The organism is Streptomyces sp. NPDC012794, from assembly GCF_042901085.1.
In the GTDB taxonomy this organism is placed as follows: Bacteria; Actinomycetota; Actinomycetes; order Streptomycetales; family Streptomycetaceae; genus Streptomyces.
The window spans coordinates 265370-288330 of record NZ_JBIBCI010000005.1; the positions used below are offsets into that span (position 1 = coordinate 265370).

17 protein-coding genes and 1 pseudogene are annotated in these 22961 nt (G+C 73.5%); 9 read left to right on the plus strand and 9 right to left on the minus strand.

Features of this window, described 5'->3' with window-relative positions:
• Positions 1-5 precede the first annotated feature (5 nt).
• On the plus strand, positions 6-1094 hold the full coding sequence (locus ACFY7H_RS12095; RefSeq protein ID WP_388936899.1) for an FAD-dependent oxidoreductase: 1089 nt from the start codon (positions 6-8) through the stop codon (positions 1092-1094).
• A 114-nt stretch (positions 1095-1208) separates the two neighbouring features.
• Here ACFY7H_RS12095 and mltG read toward each other — a convergent pair whose 3' ends face one another.
• Both mltG and ACFY7H_RS12105 read right to left on the minus strand, forming a co-directional pair.
• On the minus strand, positions 1209-2132 hold the full coding sequence (gene mltG, locus ACFY7H_RS12100) for an endolytic transglycosylase MltG (protein WP_388936902.1): 924 nt from the start codon (positions 2130-2132) through the stop codon (positions 1209-1211).
• 62 nt (positions 2133-2194) lie between these two features.
• Positions 2195-4081, minus strand: coding sequence for an ABC transporter ATP-binding protein (locus ACFY7H_RS12105; protein WP_388936905.1), 1887 nt, complete (start codon positions 4079-4081; stop codon positions 2195-2197).
• Positions 4082-4166: 85 nt separating this feature from the next.
• On the opposite strand from ACFY7H_RS12105, the gene ACFY7H_RS12110 reads away from it, so the two are divergent.
• The 4 genes from ACFY7H_RS12110 (at position 4167) to ACFY7H_RS12125 (ending at position 11389) form a co-directional block, all read left to right on the plus strand.
• On the plus strand, positions 4167-4637 hold the full coding sequence (locus ACFY7H_RS12110) for a MarR family winged helix-turn-helix transcriptional regulator (protein WP_388936908.1): 471 nt from the start codon (positions 4167-4169) through the stop codon (positions 4635-4637).
• 50 nt (positions 4638-4687) lie between these two features.
• Positions 4688-7624, plus strand: coding sequence for an FAD-binding and (Fe-S)-binding domain-containing protein (locus ACFY7H_RS12115; RefSeq protein WP_388936910.1), 2937 nt, complete (start codon positions 4688-4690; stop codon positions 7622-7624).
• 151 nt (positions 7625-7775) lie between these two features.
• On the plus strand, positions 7776-9611 hold the full coding sequence (locus tag ACFY7H_RS12120) for an ABC transporter transmembrane domain-containing protein (protein WP_388936913.1): 1836 nt from the start codon (positions 7776-7778) through the stop codon (positions 9609-9611).
• Positions 9608-11389 carry an ABC transporter ATP-binding protein gene (locus ACFY7H_RS12125; RefSeq protein WP_388936916.1) on the plus strand — a complete coding sequence of 594 codons (1782 nt, stop codon included), beginning with the start codon at positions 9608-9610 and terminating at the stop codon, positions 11387-11389. Before ACFY7H_RS12120 ends, ACFY7H_RS12125 begins: the two co-directional genes overlap by 4 nt.
• A 100-nt stretch (positions 11390-11489) precedes the next feature.
• On the opposite strand, the gene ACFY7H_RS12130 is transcribed toward ACFY7H_RS12125, so the two are convergent.
• On the minus strand, positions 11490-12281 hold the full coding sequence (locus tag ACFY7H_RS12130; protein WP_388936919.1) for a metal-dependent hydrolase: 792 nt from the start codon (positions 12279-12281) through the stop codon (positions 11490-11492).
• A gap of 145 nt (positions 12282-12426) precedes the next feature.
• Here ACFY7H_RS12130 and ACFY7H_RS12135 point away from each other — a divergent pair, with 145 nt between their 5' ends.
• The 3 genes from ACFY7H_RS12135 (at position 12427) to ACFY7H_RS12145 (ending at position 16404) form a co-directional block, all read left to right on the plus strand.
• On the plus strand, positions 12427-14949 hold the full coding sequence (locus ACFY7H_RS12135; protein WP_388936921.1) for a DEAD/DEAH box helicase: 2523 nt from the start codon (positions 12427-12429) through the stop codon (positions 14947-14949).
• 67 nt (positions 14950-15016) lie between these two features.
• Complete coding sequence (locus ACFY7H_RS12140; RefSeq protein ID WP_388936923.1) at positions 15017-15919, plus strand: acyl-CoA thioesterase; 903 nt, start codon at positions 15017-15019, stop codon at positions 15917-15919.
• A gap of 83 nt (positions 15920-16002) precedes the next feature.
• Positions 16003-16404 (plus strand): YchJ family protein, encoded by a 402-nt coding sequence (locus ACFY7H_RS12145; RefSeq protein WP_388936926.1) that lies wholly within the window; start codon positions 16003-16005, stop codon positions 16402-16404.
• Here the strand turns inward: ACFY7H_RS12145 and ACFY7H_RS12150 are convergent.
• On the minus strand, positions 16368-17210 hold the full coding sequence (locus ACFY7H_RS12150; protein ID WP_388936928.1) for a DUF6397 family protein: 843 nt from the start codon (positions 17208-17210) through the stop codon (positions 16368-16370). The genes ACFY7H_RS12145 and ACFY7H_RS12150 overlap by 37 nt on opposite strands.
• An 84-nt stretch (positions 17211-17294) precedes the next feature.
• Positions 17295-17693 carry a roadblock/LC7 domain-containing protein gene (locus ACFY7H_RS12155; RefSeq protein WP_042800536.1) on the minus strand — a complete coding sequence of 133 codons (399 nt, stop codon included), beginning with the start codon at positions 17691-17693 and terminating at the stop codon, positions 17295-17297.
• A gap of 448 nt (positions 17694-18141) precedes the next feature.
• Between ACFY7H_RS12155 and ACFY7H_RS12160 the strand changes: the two are divergent.
• Positions 18142-18952, plus strand: a pseudogene (locus ACFY7H_RS12160) (S41 family peptidase); the annotation flags it as partial.
• Here the strand turns inward: ACFY7H_RS12160 and ACFY7H_RS12165 are convergent.
• Genes ACFY7H_RS12165 through ACFY7H_RS12180 form a run of 4 tightly spaced genes read right to left on the minus strand, consistent with a single transcriptional unit; the run spans position 18949 to position 22917 of the window.
• The gene (locus ACFY7H_RS12165; RefSeq protein ID WP_388936931.1) at positions 18949-19578 is read right to left on the minus strand and encodes an ATP/GTP-binding protein; all 630 of its coding nucleotides are present in this window, start codon (positions 19576-19578) and stop codon (positions 18949-18951) included. The pseudogene ACFY7H_RS12160 and the gene ACFY7H_RS12165 sit on opposite strands and share 4 nt — an antisense overlap.
• The gene (locus ACFY7H_RS12170; protein ID WP_388936934.1) at positions 19578-19958 is read right to left on the minus strand and encodes a DUF742 domain-containing protein; all 381 of its coding nucleotides are present in this window, start codon (positions 19956-19958) and stop codon (positions 19578-19580) included. Before ACFY7H_RS12170 ends, ACFY7H_RS12165 begins: the two co-directional genes overlap by 1 nt.
• A 17-nt stretch (positions 19959-19975) precedes the next feature.
• The gene (locus ACFY7H_RS12175; RefSeq protein ID WP_388936936.1) at positions 19976-20419 is read right to left on the minus strand and encodes a roadblock/LC7 domain-containing protein; all 444 of its coding nucleotides are present in this window, start codon (positions 20417-20419) and stop codon (positions 19976-19978) included.
• Positions 20416-22917 (minus strand): nitrate- and nitrite sensing domain-containing protein, encoded by a 2502-nt coding sequence (locus ACFY7H_RS12180; protein ID WP_388936939.1) that lies wholly within the window; start codon positions 22915-22917, stop codon positions 20416-20418. The genes ACFY7H_RS12175 and ACFY7H_RS12180 overlap by 4 nt, the downstream gene beginning before the upstream one ends.
• Positions 22918-22961 lie beyond the last annotated feature (44 nt).

Consider the following 22961-nt stretch of genomic DNA (forward strand, 5'->3'; position numbering starts at 1 on the left):
GAACCGTGAACGAATCGCTGAGGGACCCGGCCGCCGTGGACGTGGTAGTCGTCGGGGCGGGGCAGGCGGGCCTCTCCACCGCCTACCACCTCACCCGGGCCGGAATCGGGCACGTGGTGCTGGACCACTCGCGCCGCCCGGGCGGCGCCTGGCAGTTCCGCTGGCCCTCGCTGACCTACGGCAAGGTGCACGGGATGCACTCGCTGCCCGGCATGGAGCTGACCGGCGCCGATCCGCTGCGGCCCTCGTCCGAGGTGATCGGGGAGTACTTCGCGGCCTACGAGGAGCGCTTCGGCCTGCCCGTACGCCGCCCCGTGGACGTCACCGCCGTACGCGACGGCGGTCCGGGCGCCGACGGCCGCCTCCTCGTCGAGTCGGCGTCCGGCAGCTGGTCGGCCCGGGCGCTGGTCAACGCCACCGGGACCTGGGACCGGCCGTTCTGGCCGCGCTACCCGGGCCAGGAGCTGTTCCGGGGCCGCCAGCTGCACACCGCGGACTACCCCGGGCCCGGGGAGTTCGCCGGGGCCCGGGTGGTCGTGGTGGGCGGCGGCACCTCGGCGGTGCAGCACCTGCTGGAGATCTCCGAGGTGGCGGCCGCGACCACCTGGGTGACCCGGCGGCCGCCCGTCTTCCGCGCGGGGGGATTCGGCGAGGCGGAGGGCCGGGCGGCGGTGGCCCTGGTGGAGGAGCGGGTCCGGCGGGGACTGCCCCCGCGGAGCGTGGTCAGCGTGACCGGGCTGGCTCTGACCGAGGGCGTACGGGCCGGGCTGGACTCCGGGGTGCTGGAGCGGCTGCCCGTCTTCGACCGGATCACCCCGGCCGGGGTCGCGTGGGCGGACGGGCGGAGCGTGGACGCCGACGTGATCCTGTGGGCCACCGGCTTCCGTGCCGCCGTCGGCCACCTGGCGCCGCTGCGGCTGCGGGAGCCGGGCGGCGGGATCCGGGTCGAGGGGACCAGGGCGGTGCGTGACGAGCGGGTCCACCTGGTGGGCTACGGCCCGTCGGCCTCGACCGTCGGGGCCAACCGCGCGGGCGGCGCCGCCGTCCGCGAGATCCGGCGCCTGCTGGCCCGGGGCGCGGCGGTGCCGGCCTGAGGATCCCGCCGTCCGGGGCGGTGCCGGCGGGCGGGCGTGGCCGGGCCGGGGCCGCCGCCGGCCGGCCGTGTTCAGTTCACCCGTCTGACGGGGACGACGGGAGCCGGCTCGTGCTCACTTCGCGGCGGGGCCCTTCGCCCGGGATCCGGCCTGGGCGCGGGCGGGCGCACCGGCGGCGGGTGGGCCGGCGGGCGGACCGGCGGCGGCGCGCAGCCGGTTGAACTCGGCGACGTGCGTCTTGTGTTCCTCGTAGGTCGCCGAGAAGCGGGTGTCCCCGGGCTTGACGGTGACGAAGAACAGCCAGTTTCCGGGCGTTGGCGCGACGGCGGCGGCCATGGCCCGCAGGCCCGGGCTGTCGATGGGGGTGGGGGGCAAGCCCTGGCGTTCGTAGGAGTTGAAGGGGTGGTCGATGCGGGTGTCGGCGAGCGTGGTGTCCAAGGTGGTGCGGTTGAGGGCGTAGTTGATGGTGGAGTCCATCTGGAGCGGCATCGACTTCGCCAGCCGGTTGTGGACCACCCGTGAGACCTTGCCCATGTCGGCCGGGTTGTCGGCTTCCGCCTCGATGACGCTGGCGAGGGTCGCCGTCTGGTAGGGGGTCATGCCGTGCGCCTTGGCGCCGTCCGCGACGGCCTTGGTGGCCAGCTTCTGGTTGGCCGTCCGCACCATGAAGGCGAGCAGCGCGGCCGGGGTGGACTGTGAGGTCACCGGGTACGTCGCCGGGAAGAGGTAGCCCTCCGGGTTGCCCTTCGCCTCCGCGGGCAGGTCGAGAGGCGCCGTGGCGACGGCCGTCTTGGTGGTGCCCGCGGGGAGTTCGAGCGCGCGGTCGACGGCGGCGTAGACCTGTGCGGCCCGCCAGCCTTCGGGGATCAGCAACTGGCGTGGTGTCTCGGGCGCCTGCTCCCTGGGCAGCAGGGGTTCGATCACCACGGTGGCGAGACCGATCAGGAGGAGCGCGCCGAGGAGGAGCACCACGCGGCCTCGCCGGGTGAGCCGGGAGCGGCGCGGTGGCGGCTGGTACGGCCGGTACTCATCAGGCATGCGGGCACGCTAACCTCCGAAACCCGACCTTCCGGGCATCACACCCCACTCCAGTCATACGATCACACGTTCACCGGAGTGGGTACCGGTTCCCCCGCCGCCGGCTCCGCGCCGGAGCCGTCCCGCTCGGGCGCCCGCGCGGCCTCCCGGTCCCGTCGGACCAGCGCTGCGTAGCGGCCTCCGGCTCCCAGCAGTTCCTCGTGCGTCCCGCGCTCGGCTATCCGGCCGGCGTCCAGGACCACGATCTGGTCGGCGTCACGGACGGTGGAGAGGCGGTGGGCGATGGTGATGGTGGTGCGGCCCTTGGAGAGGTTGTCGATGGCCCGCTGCACGGCGTGCTCGGTTCGGGTGTCGAGGGCGCTGGTGGCCTCGTCGAGGATGAGCACCGGCGGGTCCCGCAGAATCGTGCGCGCGATCGCCAGCCGCTGCTTCTCGCCTCCGGAGAAGCGGTAGCCGCGCTCGCCGACGAGGGTGTCGTAGCCGTCGGGCAGGGACTCGATGTGGTCGTGGATCTGAGCCGCGCGGGCCGCCTCGACGATCTCCTCGCGGGTGGCGTCCGGCTTGGCGAAGCGGAGGTTGTCGGCCACGGAGGCGTGGAAGAGGTAGGTCTCCTGGGAGACCACGCCTATGGACCGGGCCAGCGAGTCGAAGTCGAGGTCGCGTACGTCCACCCCGTCGAGGGCGACCCGCCCGCCGGTCACGTCGTAGAGCCGGGGCACCAGGTAGCTGAGGGTGCTCTTGCCGGAGCCGGTGGGGCCGACCACGGCGAGGGAGCCGCCGGCCGGGACGGTGATGTCGATGCCGGTGAGGGTGGGGCCGGCCTGGGGCTCGTAGGCGAAGTGCACGTCCTCCAGACGGATCTCGCCCCTCGCCCGCTCCAGACGCACCGGCTGGGCCCGCTCGGTGATGTCGACCGGCAGGTCGAGGTACTCGAAGATCCGGGCGAACAGGGCGAGCGAGGTCTGGATCTGCACCCCGGTCGACAGCAGGCTGACGGCCGGCCGGAACAGGCCCTGCTGGAGGGTGACGAAGGCGACGAGGGTGCCGACGGAGAGCGAGGGAGCGCCGGTCTGCAGGGCGATGCCCGCGGCCCAGTAGATCAGCGCGGGCATGGCGGCCATGACGATGCCGATGGTGGACATCCGCCAGCGCCCGGCCATGCTGGAGCGTACCTCCAGGCCGACGAGCTTCTCGGACTCCTCGGCGAAGGCGGCGGTGAGGGACTGCGAGCGGCCCATGGTGCGGCCGAGCAGGATGCCGCTGACCGACAGGGACTCGGTGACGGTCGCGGCCATGGCGGCCATCTGCTTCTGCCGCTGCGTGGTGATCCTCTTGCGCTCCCGGCCCACCCGCCGGCTGATCCACACGAAGACGGGCAGCAGCAGGAGGGAGACCACGGTCAGCCGCCAGTCGAGCGCGAGCATCGCGACGACGGAGGCGATCACGGCGGTCAGGTTCGACACGAGCGAGGTCGCCGTCGAGGTGACGGTGGCCTGCATGCCGCCGATGTCGTTGGCTATGCGGGACTGCACCTCACCGGTGCGGGTGCGGGTGAAGAAGGCCAGCGGCATCCGCTGGAGCTGGGCGTAGACGGCGGTGCGCAGGTCGTGCATGACGCGCTGGCCGACCGTGGTGGAGATCAGGGTCTGGAGCACGCCGAAGACGCTGGTCACGACCGCTGTGAGGATCATCCCGAGCGCGAGCAGGCTGAGCAGGCCGGTCCGGCCCTGGGGGATCGCGACGTCGAGGATCTCCTTGAGCAGGAACGGGGAGGCCACGCCGACCAGCGAGGACGCGCCGACCAGTACTCCGACCACGGCGAGGCGGCCCCGATAGGGGCGGAACAGTCCGAGGATCCGGCGCAGCTCGCGGGGGCGGTCCGCCGGTCCCGGGCGGCTCGGGTCGAGAGCTTCGTTCGATGGTGTCCACTTCGGTTCGTCGTGGCGCATGGGCCTCCTTATGACGGAACTCGCATGAGCATAGCTCATTGTTACCTATACTCACAATGAGTCCGGTCCTGATACTGTTACCAGTATGAGCACCGGTTCCGAGAGCGACACCCGCGATTCCACCGACGGCGTCCTCGCCGAGCAGCTGCTGCGCCTGACGCGCCGCCTCCACCGCATCCAGAAGCGCCACATGGAGCCGCTCGGGATCACCCCCGCCCAGGGCCGGCTGCTGCGCCTCGTCTCGCACTACGGCGGGGACCAGCCGCCCCGGATGGCCGATCTCGCGACGCGCCTCGAAGTGGTGCCCCGTGCCGTGACCACGCTCGTGGACGGGCTGGAGGCCGCCGACTGCGTACGCCGCGTGCCCGACCCCGCCAACCGGCGCGTCATCCGGATCGAGCTCACCGAAACCGGCCGCGCCACGCTGCGCCGTCTGCGCAACGCGCGGACCGACGCGGCAGAGGAGATCCTGTCCCCATTGACCGCCGAACAGCGCGAGGTGCTCGGCGGTCTGCTGAACGCGCTGGCGGACGCTCCCGCGGAGCGCCGCTGCTGACGGGCGGCCCGGCGCCGGCGCGCGGACCGCGACACACGAGGGGCCTGCTCATGCCGCTGCTCGAACCGAAGCCCGGAGCCCTGCGCCCGCGCGGACCCCGCGCCCCCGCCCCCGACCGGGTCCCCGACCGGCTGGCCGGCGGCACCCCGCCCGCCCTGCGCGAGGAGCTCAGCGAGCTGCTCGGCGCCGAGAAGGTGCTGTGGAAGGTCTCCGACCTGGTCCGCTACGCCACCGACGCCTCCCCGTACCGGTTCGTGCCGCAGGTCGTGGTGGTCGCCGAGGACATCGACGACATCTCCGCGGTCCTCTCGTACGCCCACGGCAGACAGCGCGAGGTGGTCTTCCGCGCCGCCGGGACCTCGCTGAACGGCCAGGCGCAGGGCGAGGACATCCTGGTCGACGTACGCCGCCACTGGGCCGGCGTCGAGGTCCTGGAGGAGGGCCGGCGCGCCCGGATCCGGCCCGGCACCACCGTGTTCCGGGCCAATGCCGCCCTGGCGCGGTACGGCCGGATCCTGGGCCCCGACCCGGCCAGTGCCGTGGCCTGCACCCTGGGCGGGGTCGTCGCCAACAACTCCTCCGGCATGACGGCCGGGACCACGAGGAACGCGTACCGCACCCTGTCCTCCCTCACCCTGGTCCTGCCGACCGGCACCGTCGTGGACACCGCCGACCCGCTCGCCGACGAGGAGCTGGCCCGGGCGGAACCGGCCCTGTGCCACGGGCTGATGGAGCTCAAGGGGGAGATCGAGGCCGATCCGGCCCTGGTCGCCCGGATCCGCGCCAAGTACGAGATCAAGAACACCACCGGCTACCGCCTCGACGCCTACCTGGACGGCACCACGCCCGTCGAGATCCTGCGCGGTCTGATGGTCGGCTCGGAGGGCACTCTCGGCTTCATCGCGGAGGTCGTCTTCGACACCCTCCCCCTGGACCGCGAGCTCACCACCGCCCTGCTCTTCTTCCCCTCCCTGCCGGCCGCGGCCGCCGCCGTACCGCTCTTCAACGACGCGGGCGCCCTCGCCGTCGAGCTGATGGACGGGAACACCCTGCGCGCCTCGGTCAGCGTCGCGGGCGTGCCCGCCGACTGGGCGGAGCTGCCCAGGGACACCGCCGCGTTGCTGGTGGAGTTCCGGGCCCCCGACGCGGCGGGCCGGGCCGCGTACGAGCGCCGCGCGGCCGCGATCCTGCCAGCGCTGGAGCTGGTCGCGCCGGTCGCCTCCGTCACCAACGCCTTCACCGGCGACCCGGCCGCCATCGCCGGCTACTGGAAGGCCCGCAAAGCCTTCGTCACCGCCGTCGGCGGGGCCCGCCCGCCCGGCACCACCCTGATCACCGAGGACTTCGCCGTTCCGCCGTCCCGCCTCGCGGAGGCCTGCGAGGCCCTCCTGGCGCTCCAGGCCGAGCACGGCTTCGACGCGGCCGTCGCCGGTCACGCGGCCCACGGGAACCTGCACTTCCTGCTCGCCTTCGACGCCGCCGAGCCCGCCGACGTCGAGCGGTACGCGGCCTTCATGGACGCCTTCTGCCACCTCACGGTGGAGCGGTTCGACGGCTCCCTGAAGGCCGAGCACTCCACCGGCCGCAACATGGCCCCCTTCCTGGAACTGGAGTGGGGACCCCGGGCCGCCGACCTGATGTGGCGCACCAAGCGGCTCATCGACCCGGACTCGGTCCTCGCCCCGGGCGTCGTCCTGGACCGTGATCCGCTGGCCCACCTGCGGGGCCTGAAGACGATCCCGAGGGTGGAGGAGGTGGCCGACCCGTGCATCGAGTGCGGTTTCTGCGAACCGACCTGCCCCAGCGGGGACCTGACGACCACTCCGCGCCAGCGGATCGTGCTGCGGCGGGAGATGATGCGCCAGCAGCCGGGCTCCCCCGTGCTGGCGGGGCTGCTCGACGCCTACGGCTACGACGCCGTCGACACCTGCGCGGGCGACTCCACCTGCAGGCTCGCCTGCCCGGTCGGGATCGACACCGGTGCGCTGATGAGGGACTTCCGCCACCGCAGGCACGGCCCGCGCGAGGAGCGGGCCGCCGAACTGGCCGCCCGGCGCTTCCGTGCCGTCGAAGCCGGTACCCGGCTGGCCGTGGCCGCCTCCGACCGGATCACGCGTGTGCTCGGGGACCGGGTACTCGTCGCCGTCACGGCCGCCGCGCGCAAGGCCGTAGGTCCCGACCTGGTGCCGGAGTGGCTGCCACGGATCCCCGGGGCCGCTGCCCGGCGCCTGCCCATGACCCGGCGGGTGGGGGCGGCGGCCGTGTACTACCCGGCCTGCGTCAACCGGATCTTCGGCGGTCCCGAGGGCCACCCCGGCCCCTCGCTGCCGGAGGCGGTCGTGGCCGTGTCGGAGCGGGCAGGGAAGCCGGTGTGGATCCCCGGCGACGTGGCCGGGACCTGCTGCGCCACGATCTGGCACTCCAAGGGGTACGAGGCCGGCAACCGGCTGATGGCCAACCGCGTCGTCGAGGCCGCCTGGGGCTGGACGGCCGGGGGCCGGCTCCCCTTGGTGGTGGACGCCTCCTCCTGCACCCTGGGCCTCGCGCACGAGGTGGTCCCCTTCCTGACCGCGGACAACCTCGCCCTGCACGCGGAACTGCGGATCGTCGACTCCGTCGTGTGGGCGGCGGAGGAACTGCTGCCGCACCTGGAGATCCGGCGCACCGTCGGCTCGGCGGTCCTGCACCCGACCTGCTCGATGCGGCACCTGGGCGACGAGGCACAGCTGCGCGCGGTGGCCGGGGCCTGCGCCCGGGAGGTGGTGGTACCGGACGACGCGGGCTGCTGCGCCTTCGCCGGTGACCGGGGGATGCTGCACCCGGAACTGCCGGCCTCGGCGACGGCGCGGGAGGCCGCGGAGGTGACGGCACGGCAGTTCGACGCACACCTGTCGGCGAACCGGATGTGCGAAGTGGGCATGGACCAGGCCACCGGCCGCCCCTACCACTCGGCACTGATCGAGCTGGAGCGCGCCACGCGCCCTTGAACGCACCGGCGCACGCGGAGGTGGCAGCCGTCGCGCGCGCCGGAGCGGGCGCCGTACGCGCGCCCCCCGGGTCGGAAAATCGATTGCCCGGGCCCGGTCGGGAGGACGAACCTTGCGCGGGTTGCAGTCATCGACCAGTTCGTGGGGCGTCATGCAGATCAGCGATCTTCCCTATCCGGATCCCGGGGTACCCGACGCCCGTTCCGGCCCCCGTTTCCTCTGGTGGCTGGGGAGGGGCCAACTCGGCGGCCAGGCCCGCAGCCTGGCCTGGGGCCTCGTGCACTTCTGCGGGATCGCCGGGCTCCCGTACACGGTCGGCCTGGGCGTCGAGGCCGTCGTGGACCGCGACGGCGGGGGGCTGCTGCTGGCGGGCGGGCTGCTCCTGATCCTCGGCGCGGCCGTCTCCGTCGGCGACGCCATGCTCCACCGCACCGCCGTCACCAACTGGATCACCGCTGCCGCGCGGGTGCAGCAGCTCCTCGCCCGCAAGACCGCCGAACTGGGCTCCGCGCTGACCCGCCGGGTCGCGGCCGGAGAAGTCACGGCGGTGTCCACGGGTGACGTGGAGAAAATCGGATGGTTCGTCGAGGCCGTCTCCCGGTTCCTCGCCGCCGCCTTCGCGGTCGTCGCCCTCTGCGTGGGCATGGTCCTCTACGCACCCGCGATCGGGGTGGTCGTCGCGGCGGGCGTGCCGGTGCTGGCCCTGTCGGTACTGCCGCTGCTGCCGCGTGCCACCCGGCGGGCGGACCTCCAGCGGGAGAAGGCCGGCAAGGCCACCGAGCTGGCCTCCGACACGGTGGCGGGCCTGCGGGTGCTGCGCGGGATCGGCGGTGAGGAGCTGTTCCTGGGCCGCTACCGCGAGGCCTCGCAGGAGGTACGCGAGGCCGCCGTGCGCAGCGCCCGGATGTGGGCCCTGATCTCCGCGATCCAGGTGCTGCTGCCGGGTGCCCTGCTGATCACCGTGGTCTGGTACGGCGCGCTGCTCGTACTGGACGGCCGGCTGGCGGTCGGTGAACTCGTGGCGGCCTTCAGCGCGGTGGCCACGATGCTCTACCCCCTCCAGCACTTCCAGGAGATCGCGATGGCGTACTCCTTCTCGCGGCCCTCCGCCGAGCGGGCGGCCCGGGTGCTGTCTCTGACGCGCTCGCAGGAGGGGGCGGACGGCCCGGTCACCGGCCGGGCGGCCGCTCCGGCGCCGGGCGGGGACCTGTACGACCCGGGGACCGGGCTGCTGGCCCCGGCCGGGCTGTGCACGGCGGTCGTGTGCGGGGACCCGGACCTGGCGGGGCGGCTCGCGGAGCGCCTCGGCGGGCACCCCGTGGACGGCGACGGCGGGACGCCCCCGGTGCTACTGGGCGGGGTCGCGCTGGACGAACTCGCGCTGGACACGGCGCGCGAGCTGGTCCTCGTACAGGACAAGGACCCGGTGCTGCTGTCCGGGACGCTGCGCGAGCTGTTCGACGTACCGGCCTCCGGGTCGGTCACGGCGGGGGCCGCGCTGGCCGCCGCGCAGTGCGGTGACGTCCTGGACGCGCTGCTGCAGTCGGCGCCCGACGGCGTGGAGGACCCCATGGACGCGCGGATCACCGAGCGCGGCCGGTCCCTGTCGGGCGGGCAGCGCCAGCGGCTGGCGCTGGCCAGGTCCCTGGTCACCGACCCGGAGGTGTTGGTACTGGACGAGCCGACCTCGGCGGTGGACTCGCACACCGAGGCGCGGATCGCGGACGGGATCGCGGAACTGCGCGCCGAGCGCACGACGGTGGTGCTGGCCTCGTCACCGCTGCTGCTGGACCGGGCGGACCGGGTCGTCCTGGTCCACGAGGGCCGGGCGGTGGCGGCGGGCAGCCACCGGGAGCTGCTGAGGGACGAACCGCGCTACCGGGCGGTCGTCACCCGGGAGACGGAAGAGGAACAGCGGCCGGCGGGGCCCGGCGCGGCCCGGCCGGCCGAAGAGCAGGAACTCACAGGGATCGAGGAATCGGCATGATCGGCGTGGCTCCGCCGCACTACGATCCGGCGGCTCCCGAGACGGCCGCGACCCTGCCCGTGGGCACGTCGGCGACCGTACGGGACTACGTGCGCGGGCTGCTGCGACGGCACCGGCGGGCCTTCACGGTGCTGGTCGCGGTCAACGCGGCAGCGGTGACCGCCTCGATGGCCGGCCCCTACCTGCTGGGCAGGGTCGTCGACGGGCTCTCCGCGGGGACGCGGGATCTCCATCTGGGGCGTGTGGCGCTGCTGTTCGCGCTGGCGCTGGCCGCGCAGACCTGCTTCGTGCGGCTGGTGCGGCTGCGCGGGGCGATGCTCGGCGAGGAGATGCTGGCCGATCTGCGCGAGGACTTCCTGGTGCGTTCGGTCGGTCTGCCGCCGGGCGTCCTGGAGCGGGCCGGCACCGGCGACCTGTTGTCGCGGATCACCACCGACATCGACCGCCTGGCCAACGCGATGCGCGAGGCCGTGCCGCAGCTGGCGATCGGCGTGGTCTGGGCCGGGCTGCTCTACGGCGCGCTCGCGGTCACGGCGGCGCCGCTGGCGCTGGCCGCGCTGGTGGCGCTCCCGGTGCTGGTCATCGGGTGCCGCTGGTACTTCCGGCGGGCTCCCTCGGCGTACCGGTCGGAGGCGGCCGGGTACGCGGCGGTCGCGGCGGCGCTGACGGAGACGGTGGACGCGGGACGCACCGTCGAGGCGCACCGTCTGGGCGGGCGCCGGACCGAGCTGTCGGAGCGGCGGATCAAGGAGTGGACGGCCTGGGAGCGGTACACCCTCTTCCTGCGGACGGTCCTGTTCCCCGTCGTGAACGTCACCTATGTGACGATCCTCGGCTCGGTGCTGGTGATCGGCGGCTACTGCGTGATGCGGGGCTGGATGTCGGTGGGCCAGCTGACCACCGGGGCGCTGCTGGCACAGATGATGGTCGACCCGATCGGGCTAATCCTGCGCTGGTACGACGAGCTGCAGATCGCCCAGGTGTCGCTGGCGCGGCTGGTGGGCGTGCGGGAGATCGAGCCGGACGCGGGTGACCGGTCGGTCGCCCCTGAGGGCCGGGACGTACGGGCCGAGGAGGTCCGCTTCGGCTACCGGGAGGGCGTGGACGTCCTGCACCGGGTGTCGCTGTCCGTGCCGCCGGGCACCCGGATTGCGCTGGTGGGGCCGTCGGGGGCGGGCAAGTCCACGCTGGGCCGACTGCTGGCGGGCGTCTACGCGCCCCGGGCGGGTGAGGTCACGCTCGGCGGGGCCCGGCTGTCGCGGATGCCGGCGGAACGGGTCCGCGAGCACGTGGCGCTGGTCAACCAGGAACACCACGTGTTCGTCGGCACCCTGCGGGACAACCTGCGCCTGGCCCGGGCGGGTGCCGTGGACGCCGAGCTGTGGGCGGCGCTGGGCGCGGTGGACGCGGACGGCTGGGCGCGGGACCTGGAATCGGGGCTGGACACCGAGGTCGGATCCGGCGGGAGCGCGCTGACGCCGGCGCAGGCCCAGCAGGTCGCGCTGGCCCGGCTGGTGCTGGCGGATCCGCACACGCTGGTGCTGGACGAGGCGACCTCGCTGCTGGACCCGCGTGCGGCCCGCCATCTGGAGCGCTCGCTGGCGCGGGTGCTGGACGGCCGTACGGTGATCGCGATCGCGCACCGCCTGCACACCGCGCACGACGCGGACGTGATCGCGGTGGTCGAGGGCGGGCGGATCAGTGAGCTCGGTTCGCACGACGAGCTCGTGGCCGCCGACGGGGCGTACGCGGCCCTGTGGCGGTCCTGGCACGGCTGAGACTCCGCGCCGGGCGGAAGCCCCCGCCCGGCGCGGGCCGCAGCGGGGGCCGGTGAGCGGGCGCGCGCGGGCGGGCCGGTGACGGGGCCGGCCGGTGGTCTCAGATGAAGCCGAGGGCGGTGGCGCCGCCCATGCCGCCGAGCAGCATGAAGACCGGCATGAGCACCTTGAGCTCGATCCAGCTGCCCGCGCGGAAGCGCATCATCTTCGGCGGGCCCAGCGCGTACCAGCGCTTCCCGGCGATGGGCAGGGGCCACAGGATCGGGCAGCCGGAGACGGTCAGCGCGTCGCCGATGTCGTGGACCAGCGCGCCGAGCATGATCGGCAGGCCGAGCCAGAGGTACTCCTGGCCGGGGCCGCTGAACAGCCAGTCCGCGCCGTTGCCCGGCTCGTCGAGCACCCCGGCCAGGATCCAGGCGCTGGTCGCGCCGAGCAGCCAGACGAGGACGTCGCTGGACATCCGGGCCGCCCGCCACAGCAGCCCTTCGACGGCCAGCACCAGATGTACGAAGAGCAGCCCCAGCACGCCCCAGCGGTCGAAACCGACCGCGACCGCCGAGGAACCGGCGCCTATGAGGACGGCCCAGAGCCAGGTGTGGGTCAGGGTGCGGTGGCCCCCGCTGCGGCGGGCGTCGCGCGGGGTCCGGGTCGCCTTGTACACGGCGTACGACGTCTTGTCGACCACCTCGCACAGGCCCCGGGACAGCGGTCCGAAGGCACGTGAGATCGTCGCCGACTTGTGGTCGAGGTCGGGGGCGAGGGCCGCGCCGGCGCAGATGAGGGCACCCACGACCAGTACCGGCCAGGGCATCGGGTGTCCGGCGGCGGCCACCGCCGCGCCCACCCCCAGCCAGGCCGCAGCCCCGGACAGTGAGTGCGCCGGACCCATCATGCTCGTTTCCCGCCCCGGTCCTGTCGTGGTGGGGCCCTGTGGAGGGATTCGGTCGGGCCGCCTCGACGGCACAGCGTACCCGTGATGATCTTCGTTCCGTCCGCCGGTTCCCTCTTCCGGGGGGAAGCCAGGCAAGATGGGGGGCGTGACCCTCATTGATCAGCTCCCGCCGACCGCCGACCCCGACGCCCTCTTCGAGGCCTTCTCCTCGTGGGCGGAGGACCAGGGCATCACCCTGTACCCGGCACAGGAGGAGGCGCTGATCGAGGTCGTCTCCGGCGCGAACGTGATCCTGTCGACCCCGACCGGCTCCGGCAAGAGCCTCGTCGCGGCCGGAGCGCACTTCACCGCGCTGGCCCAGGACAAGGTCACCTTCTATACCGCGCCCATCAAGGCACTGGTGTCGGAGAAGTTCTTCGACCTGTGCAAGCTCTTCGGCACCGAGAACGTCGGCATGCTGACCGGTGACGCGTCCGTGAACGCCGACGCCCCGGTGATCTGCTGCACCGCCGAGGTGCTGGCCTCCATCGCGCTGCGCGACGGCAAGTACGCCGACATCGGCCAGGTCGTGATGGACGAGTTCCACTTCTATGCGGAGCCGGACCGTGGCTGGGCCTGGCAGATCCCGCTGCTGGAACTGCCGCAGGCGCAGTTCGTCCTGATGTCGGCGACCCTCGGCGACGTGAAGCGGTTCGAGGACGACCTGACCCGCCGGACCGGCCGCCCGACCTCGGTGGTCCGCTCCGCGACCCGGCCCGTACCGCTCTCCTACGAGTACGTGACCACGCCGATCACCGACACCATCACCGAGCTGCTGGAGACCCGGCAGGCGCCCGTCTACATCGTGCACTTCACGCAGGCCCAGGCGGTCGAGCGGGCGCAGTCGCTGATGAGCATCAACATGTGCACCCGCGAGGAGAAGGACAAGATCGCGGAGCTGATCGGCAACTTCCGCTTCACCACGAAGTTCGGCCAGAACCTCTCCCGCTACGTCCGCCACGGCATCGGCGTCCACCACGCGGGCATGCTGCCCAAGTACCGACGCCTCGTCGAGAAGCTGGCCCAGGCCGGCCTGCTGAAGGTCATCTGCGGTACCGACACCCTGGGCGTCGGCGTCAACGTCCCGATCCGCACCGTGCTGTTCACCGCGCTCACCAAGTACGACGGCAACCGGGTCCGCACGCTGCGCGCGCGGGAGTTCCACCAGATCGCCGGCCGGGCCGGGCGGGCCGGGTTCGACACGGCCGGTTTCGTGGTCGCACAGGCACCCGAGCACGTCATCGAGAACGAGAAGGCCCTCGCGAAGGCCGGCGACGACCCGAAGAAGCGCCGCAAGGTGGTCCGCAAGAAGGCCCCCGAAGGCTTCGTGGCCTGGTCGGACACCACCTTCGAGAAGCTGATCGCCGCCGACCCGGAGCCGCTGACCTCGCGCTTCAAGGTCACCAACATCATGCTGCTCTCGGTGATCGCCCGGCCGGGCGACGCCTTCAAGGCGATGCGCCACCTCCTGGAGGACAACCACGAGCCGCGCAAGGCCCAGCTGCGCCACATCCGCCGGGCCATCGCCATCTACCGCTCGCTGCTGGACGGCGGCGTCGTCGAGAAGCTCGACACCCCGGACGCCGAGGGCCGCACCATCCGGCTCACCGTCGACCTGCAGCAGGACTTCGCGCTGAACCAGCCGCTGTCCACCTTCGCACTGGCCGCCTTCGAGCTGCTCGACCCGGAATCCCCCTCCTACGCCCTGGACATGGTCTCCGTCGTCGAGTCCACGCTGGACGACCCGCGCCAGATCCTGGCGGCCCAGCAGAACAAGGAGCGGGGCATCGCGGTCGGCGCGATGAAGGCCGACGGGATCGAGTACGAGGAGCGGATGGAGCGCCTCCAGGAGGTGACCTACCCCAAGCCCCTCGAGGAGCTCCTGCTCCACGCCTACGACGTCTACAGCAAGAGCCACCCCTGGGTCCGGGACCACCCGGTCTCGCCGAAGTCGATCATCCGCGACATGTACGAGCGGGCGATGACCTTCACCGAGTTCACCTCCTTCTACGAGCTGGCCCGTACCGAGGGCATCGTGCTGCGCTACCTGGCGAGCGCGTACAAGGCGCTGGACCACACCATCCCCGACGACTTGAAGTCCGAGGACCTCGAGGACCTCATCGCCTGGCTGGGCGAGCTGGTCCGCCAGGTCGACTCCAGTCTCCTCGACGAGTGGGAGCAGCTGGCGAACCCGGAGGTGGAGACGGCCGAGCAGGCCCAGGAGAAGGCCGACCAGGTCAAGCCGGTCACGGCCAACTCGCGTGCCTTCCGCGTACTGGTCCGCAACGCGATGTTCCGCCGGGTCGAGCTGGCGGCCCTGGACCACGTCGGTCAGCTGGGCGAGCTGGACGCCGAGTCCGGCTGGGACGCCGACGCCTGGGGCGAGGCCATGGACGCGTACTGGGACGAGTACGACGACCTGGGCACCGGTCCCGACGCGCGCGGCCCCAAGCTGCTCCAGATCGAGGAGGACGCGGCGCACGGCCTGTGGCGCGTCCGCCAGACCTTCGCCGACCCCAACGGCGACCATGGCTGGGGCATCAGCGCCGAGGTCGACCTCGCCGCTTCCGACGAGGAGGGCCGGGCCGTCATCCGGGTCACCTCGGTCGGCGAGCTCGGCGCGCTCTGACCGGAATCCGCAAGCCACCGCGGGCGGCCCCGCCCGGCCCGCCGGAACCGACAGTGGAGAACCTCTGATGACGAACCCCGCAGAGAGACTGGTCGATCTGCTCGACCTGGAGCAGATCGAGGTCAACATCTTCCGGGGGGTCAGCCCCCAGGAGTCCCTCCAGCGCGTGTTCGGCGGGCAGGTCGCGGGCCAGGCGCTGGTGGCCGCCGGCCGGACCACCGAGAGCGACCGGCCGGTCCACTCGCTGCACGCGTACTTCCTGCGCCCGGGCATCCCCGGGGTTCCGATCGTGTACCAGGTGGAGCGGGTCCGTGACGGGCGCTCCTTCACCACGCGCCGGGTCACCGCCGTCCAGCAGGGCAAGACCATCTTCAACCTGACCGCCTCCTTCCATCACCCGGAGGAGGGCAGCATCGAGCACCAGCTGCCTCCCCGCCTCGACTTCCCCCACCCGGACACGCTCCCGAAGGTCGTGGACGAGATCCGCGAGCACCTGGGCGCGCTGCCCGAGGCGCTGGAGCGGATGGCCCGCCGCCAGCCCTTCGACATCCGGTACGTAGACCGGCTCCGCTGGACCCCCGAGGACCTCAAGGACGCCGACCCGCGCAGCGCGGTGTGGATGCGGGCGGTCGGCCCGCTGGGCGACGACCCGCTCGTGCACACCTGCGCCCTCACCTACGCCAGTGACATGACCCTCCTCGACGCCGTGCGCATCCCCGTCGAGCCGCTGTGGGGCATGCGCGGTTTCGACATGGCCTCGCTGGACCACGCCATGTGGTTCCACCGGCCGTTCCGTGCGGACGAGTGGTTCCTGTACGACCAGGAGTCGCCCATCGCGCACGGCGGTCGTGGCCTGGCCCGCGGCCGCATCTACGACGTGCGGGGCAGGCTGCTGGTCTCCGTGGTCCAGGAGGGCCTTTTCCGCCCGTACCCGGCCGAGAAGGCCAGGCCGGCCGTCTCGCCCCAGTAGCGACCGCGGTCCCGGCGACGCCCGGAGCGTCGTCGGTTCTCGTCTCCTTCCCCCGTCTCCTCACCGAAGAGCTGATCGCACCGATGCCCACCCCGGCCCTCCCCTGCCCCTGCGGGCTGCCCGCCTCCTACGCGGACTGCTGCGGCCGCTTCCACTCCGGCGCCCGGCAGGCGCCGACCGCCGAGCTGCTGATGCGTTCGCGCTTCAGTGCCTTCGCGGTCGGCGACACCGCCTACCTGATGCGCTCCTGGCACCCCTCGACCCGTCCGAACCGGCTCGACCTGGACCCGGACCAGCGCTGGGAGCGCCTGGAGATCCTCGCCACCGAGCGCGGCGGGATGTTCGAGACGGAGGGGTCGGTGGAGTTCCGCGCCCACTACCGCGAGGGCGGCCACACCGGCTCGCTGCACGAGCACAGCTCCTTCTCCCGCGAAAACGGGGCCTGGGTCTACGTCGGTCCCCTCTCCCCCGTCGATTTCACCTGACCTCGCGCGCGGGCCAGGGCGAAGTCCAGGCCCGCGCGGTACCACAGGGTCTCCTCCGGTGGCTCGGCCAGCAGCAGTCGCCGGGCCACCGCCGCGGCCGCCGGAACCCGGGGGTGGCCGTAGGGCGGGGGCGGCGCGAGCGCGGCGAGCACGATCCGCTCCGCCGGGTCGGGCACGGCGGCCCGTGCCTCGTCGTCGGGGAGCACCGAGGCCAGTACGGCCGCCCGCTCCCACAGGTCGGTGGTCCGTGCCAGCAGCAGCCCCACATGCCGGCCCCGCCACCTCCGCGGCCGCAGGTCCGCCCCGGCCGCCATCAGCTCCCGGTCCTGCGGGGGCGCGGCCCCGCTGAGCAGGCCCGGCTCCCTGGCGGCGAACTCCCGCAGCTCCGTGGCCAGGTAGAGCCAGACGACGGCCCGGTAGCGGTTGATCCGGTAGCCGACGGGCATGAGGTGCCCGCAGCGCGCGAGCCGGGTGAACCGGCTCGGACCCACCTCCAGCACCCGGGCGGCCGCGTCGGTTCCGGCCATCGTCTCGACCTGGGCGCGGAGCTCCTGCGGAAATCCCGGCGCCGCCCTGACCCGGTCCAGTTCGGCCCGGGTGAAGCGGGCGGCGCCGCTCGCCGCCCGGGGTCCCGCACGGACCAGCCCCAACTGGACGGCCCGGGCGAACTCGCCCCGGCTGAGTCCCAGTTCTCCGGCCGCGCCGATGCCGCTGAGCGACGGTTCGGGCCGCGCGTCCACTCGTACGTCCGAAGCCGGATCCCGGTCCGGTCCGATGGACGCGCGCTCCAGCGTCTGCACCTTCATCACAGTCCTCCCCCACACATGGCGATCACTCTGTGTGAAGACCGTAACCAAGGGTGACGGCATCGCGCGAGGCCTGTGGATAACTCAGCCTCCGGTGATCCGCCGCTCCGCGACCCCCAGGTGCTCGCCGACCCGGTTGACCAGCAGCGTCATCTCGTACGCCACCTGCACGATGTCGGCCTCCGCGGCGCTCAGCGCGCACAGGCAGCTTCCGGAACCGGCCGCCACGACGAAGAGAAACCCCTCGTCGTACTCGACCATCGTCTGGCGCACCTCACCCGCCCGGAAGTGCCGCCCCGAACCCTTCGCCAGGCTCTGCAAACCGGCCGCGACGGCCGCCAGGTGCTCCGCGTCCTCCCGGGCCAGTCCCGCGCTCGCGGCCGTCACCAGCCCGTCGTTGGATAGGACCACCGCGTGCCGGACCTGCTGGACCCTGCGCGTCAGATCGTCCAGCAACCAGTCGAGCTGCTTGTCCAGTGCCATTTCCAGCCCCTCCCCGTTGACCCGGCCGACGTGGCCGCGCCCCACCCCGCTTGGTCGTCCCGCCAGCCTTCCCCACCAGGGGCTTTCCGGCAAGGAGGACGGACGCATGGCACAGAAGATGACTCAAGAGGACTGCCGGGTGTTCGGCAGGCACTGCACGCGCACCGGAACCCCGTCCACGGACCTGTAGGGCGGAAGCCCGCACACCGCTCCCATCTGGTCGGTTCCCGACGGCGGTTCACCTTCCTTCGCCACCGGCCCGATGACCGTCAAGGGGCGGAATCCGGCCCTGCCCGGGTACCGCGGGTAGCGGGGGCCGGCCCCACCCCCGATCGAGCCGGACAGCCGGATGGCCCGGTGGATCCCGTGTCGGCGACGGTGGGACGGATGACCCCGGACGAACTCTTCGCCGTGGGGCGCTGACGGTGACGGCGACGGCGCCCCCGAACGGGCCTTCGCACAGGTCCGCCCGGGCAGCGTCCGGCCCGACGGGAAGCTCGACGCCAAGGTCAAGAAGTTCGTCGTGGAGCGCGACCTCAAGAACGGCCGGACCCTCCAGGACTTCGCCGCCGGGCGGATCAGCCACGCCGACCTCCCCGGCGGGCAGGGCTACCTGCGGATCTCCGGCTTCGGCGGCTACGCGGGCGGCGCGGCCTCCTACGCCGCCGAGCCGGCCGAGCTCGACAGGGCGCTGGACACGGTCCTCGACCAGGAACGCACCCGGCAGCTGAAGGGCCTGGTCATCGACCTGCGGATCAACTGCGGTGGCTCCGACGCCCTGGGGCTCCACATCGCCGGGCGGCTGACCGACACTCCCTACCTCGCCCACGCCAAGCGGGCCCGCAACGATCCCGCGGACCCCACCCGGCACACGCGCCCCAGCCCTGTATGTCACGCCCGCCCAGGGCCCCCGCTACACCGGACCGGTCGCCGTGCTGACCGGCGGCTCGACCGTCAGCGCGCGAGAGACCTTCATCCAGGCCCTCATGGACCGGCCCGGCCGTACCGTGCGGATCGGGCAGCCCACGCAGGGCGTCTTCTCGGACGACATGGTGCGCAGGCTCCCCAACGGCATGTCGGTCTGGCTGCCGAACGAGGAGCTGCTGAGCCGGTCGGGCAGGACCTTCGACGGCACGGGCATCCCGCCGCACCTCACCGAGCCGGTCTTCACCGCGGAGGAGTTCGGCCAGAACAAGGACTCGGCCTTCGACCGGGCCGTGACGGTCCTGCGGGACTGGGGTCCGAAGAAAACGCCCTAGGGCCCCACCGAGTCGAGCAGCCGGGCCGTGTGGACCCGGCCGGCATATTCCACCAGCCTGATCAGCACTTCCTTCCCCGAGTCCTTGTCCCTCGCGTCACACAGCACCACCGGTGTCCCCTGCTCCAGGTCCAGCGCGCGCGACACCTCGTCCGCACCGTAGCCACGGGCGCCGCTGAAGCAGTTGACGGCCACCACGAAGGGGATCCGCCGGTGCTCGAAGTAGTCCACCGCCGGGAAGCAGTCCTCCAGCCGCCGGGTGTCGGCGAGGACGACCGCTCCCAGCGCGCCCTGCGCGAGCTCGTCCCACAGGAACCAGAAGCGGTCCTGGCCCGGGGTCCCGAACAGGTAGAGCGACAGGCCCGCCCTGATGGTGATCCGGCCGAAGTCCATGGCCACGGTGGTCGTGGTCTTGTGGTCCGCTCCGCCCGTGTCGTCGACGAGCCGGCCCGCCTCGCTCAGCAGCTCCTCGGTGCGCAGCGGCCTGATCTCGCTGACCGCGCCCACGAGCGTGGTCTTGCCGACGCCGAAGCCGCCGGCCACGAGGATCTTCAGGGCCAGCGCGGCGAGTTCCTCCTCGTAGTCGGAACTCCCGGCGCTCGTCGTGCCGTTGTCGTACGGTCCCATCACAGTGCTCGCAATCCCTCGACGACTTCCCGCAGAATCCGCTCGTCCGGCAGTTGGGCGGGCGGCACCGGCCGGCTGACCCGCACGTGTCCCGCCTCCAGCAGGTCGCCCAGCAGCACCCGCACCACACCCACCGGGAGGTCCGCCTCGGCGGCGAGCTCCGCGACCGACTGGGTCTCCGAGCGGCAGAGCCCGAGCAGCGTGCGGTGCTCCGGGCCGAGCAGGGCCTCGTCCCCCGCGCCGGCCGCCTCCGGATCGACCACGACCAGGGCGATCAGGTCGAAGCGGACCCCGTGGGGGCCCGGTTTCGTACGCCCTCCGGTCATGGCGTACGGGCGGACGAGCGGGCCCGCCTCGGCGTCGTACCACTGGCCTTCCACGTGCCCGTCCGCCGCCCTCACCCGGCGGCCGGGGGGCGGACCGCGAAGCGGGTCGGCGTGTCCAGGTGTTCGCCGACCCGTCTGACCAGCCGGGCCATCTCGTACGCGATCAGCCCGATATCGGCACTGGCGGCGCTGAGGACGGCCAGACAGGAGCCGTCCCCGGCCGCGGCGACGAAGAGGAACCCCTCGTCCATCTCGACCATCGTCTGGCGTACGCCCCCGGCGTGGAAATGGCGGCCCGCGCCCTTGGCGAGGCTGTGGAAACCGGACGCGACCGCCGCCAGGTGCTCGGCGTCCTCCCGGCTCAGGGCAGTGGAGGAGCCCACCGCCAGCCCGTCGTTGGACAGCACCACCGCGTGCCGGACTTCCCGGACCCGCCGGACGAGGTCGTCCAGCAGCCAGTCCAGTTCGCCGGATCCCCGGATCCCGTCGAGCGCGGTCCTGTGGTGTTCGGTCATCGCACTTCTCCTTCGCTGCCTGCGTGGGGGGAGTCGTCCTGGGAGCCGCGTGCCCACCCCGCCCGGTAGGCGGCCATCCGGTCCCGTGCCTGCTCCGGGCTTCGGTCGGGGGGCTCCGCGGGGGCCCGCGAACCGGTCGGGGCCCGGTCGGCGGCGGGGGCCTCCCGCAGCTGCGGGACCAGGCTGGCCTGGCGCACCCGGCGCGGCAGTCCGGTCACCGGGGCGGCGGGGACGGCCGGCTCCGGCGCGGGTGCCGGCGCGGTACGGATGACCGCGCCGCCGGGTCCGCGCGGCCGCGGCGGCGCCACCGGGGCGGCGACCGGATCCTGCCGCGGCCCGTCGCCCCGCCCGAAGGCGGGCACGGGCGCCGGCACGGGCCCGGGCTCCCGCCCGGCGGCGGGCGGGGCACCGGCCGCCGCCTGGAGCAGGGAGTCGGGCAGCAGCACGACGGCGGTGGTGCCGCCGTACGGCGAAGGCCTCAGGTGCACCTGGATCCCGTGGCGCGCCGAGAGCCTGCTGACCACGAACAGGCCGAGGCGGTCGCTGTCGAACAGGTCGAGGTCCTCGCAGTGCTCGATCCGGCGGTTGGCCTCCGCGAGTGCCTCGCGGCCCATGCCGAGGCCGCGGTCCTCGACCTCCAGGACGTAACCGGCGCCGACGGGTTCGCCGCTGACCCGGACCATGGTGTGCGGCGGGGAGAACTGGGCGGCGTTCTCGATCAGTTCGGCGAGCAGATGGGTGAGGTCGGCGACGGACGCGCCGGTGACGGCGGCCTCGGCGAGCCGCCGGACCTCCACGCGCGGGTAGTCCTCGATCTCGGATACGGCGGCGCGCACGACGTTCGTCAGCGGCACCGGCATCCGCCACGCCCGGCCCGGGGCGGCGCCCGAGAGGATGATCAGGCTTTCCGCGTGGCGGCGCATCCGGGTGGTGAGGTGGTCGAGCTCGAAGAGGTCGCCGAGCTCGCCCGGGTCGTCGGCGCGGCGCTCCATCGAGTCGAGGAGGTCGAGCTGCTTGTGGACCAGGACCTGGCTGCGGCGGGCGAGGTTGACGAAGACGCCGCTCACCCCGCCGGCGAGTTCGGCGCGCTCGACGGCGGCGCTGAGGGCGGCCCGGTGGACGGTGGACAGGGCCTCGCCGACCTGGGTGATCTCGTCCTCGGCGGGAGGCCCGGGCGGGGCCTCTTCCTCGACGTCGATGTCGGCGGCTCGTCCGGCCCGGAGCCGTTCCATGGCCTGCGGGAGCTTCCGGTGGGCGATCTCCAGGGCGGTGTTCCGCAGGGACACCAGCTCCACCACCACGGCGCGGCCGATGCGCACGGAGATCACCAGCGAGGCGGCGACCGCCAACAGACCCAGCAGGACGGCGGCGCCGGCCGGGCCGAAAGCCCCTCCGGCGAGCGGATCGGCGCGCTCGGCGGCCCGGGCGTGCGCGGCCTGCCGTACCTCCCGCATGGACGCGCTCACCGCGGCGTGGGCGGTGTCCCAGACGGCGGGGACCGCGTGCGCCTCACGGGGCGGCGAAGCCGCGGACGCCGCCCCGGCGGGAACGTGAGTGACGGCCAGCGCCTTGTCCTCGGCGGCGGTGAGCTCGGCGTAGGACGCGCCCTTCGAGACGGTGTCCCAGGCGGACCGCTGGTCCGGGGGCAGGTCCCGCGCCGCGGCGGCGGTGAGGGTGCGGCGGGTCTCCACGGCGCCGGCCAGGCGGCGCAGCGCGTCGGCGGTGCGGGGGCCGGGCAGGGCGAGGAGCGCGTCCTCCCGGGACAGCAGCTCGCCGGCCCGGGCGAACTCGAGCAGGACCCGTGCGTCGGCGCCGAGTTCGGAATCGGCGCCACCGGAGAGGGCGCCCTGGGCGGCGAGGGCGGAGTCGGCGACGCGGGTGTAGGTCTCGTAGGCGCCCTCCGGGGTGGCACGGCGGGCGGTGATGTCCTTCCGGGCATGGCCGAGCGCCTCCGAGGCGGCGACGAAGGCGCCGAGCCGCACGACCGTGTCGGTGCGGTGGCCGCCGGAGTCGGCGACGGTGTGACGGTCGCCGAGACGCAGCCGGCGTACGGCTTCGTCGGTGCGCCGGGCCTGCTGCCCGAGGGCGGACGCCTCGCCGGGGGCGGCGTCGGCCAGGAAGCGGACGGCGGCACGGCGTTCGGCCTGGATCTCGGCGAGGGCGGCGTCGAGGGGCGCGCGTATCGCGGCGTCGGCCTCGCGGACGCGGCCGAGCCGGGCCATGTCCTGGGCGGTGCCGACGGTGGCGAAACCCCAGAGGGCGAGCAGCGAGACGACCGGGACCATCAGCAGCGAGACGATCTTCGCTCGGACGGTGGCGGGCCGCAGCCGGGTCCACGGCCCGCCCCGGGCCAGGGCGCCTCCGGCCGGGGCGGGGCGCCGGAACCCGGGCTCCGGCGGTTCCGTCGCGGGGGGACCGGCGTGTGCGCGGCGGCCGCGCGAGGCGGGCGCGGGGAGCCGCGGCGGCGCCGGCTCCGGTCTTCTGCGGGGTGTGCGCATGGCTCCTCGTTCCGGGGCGGTACGGATCCACGGGGGGGTGGGCG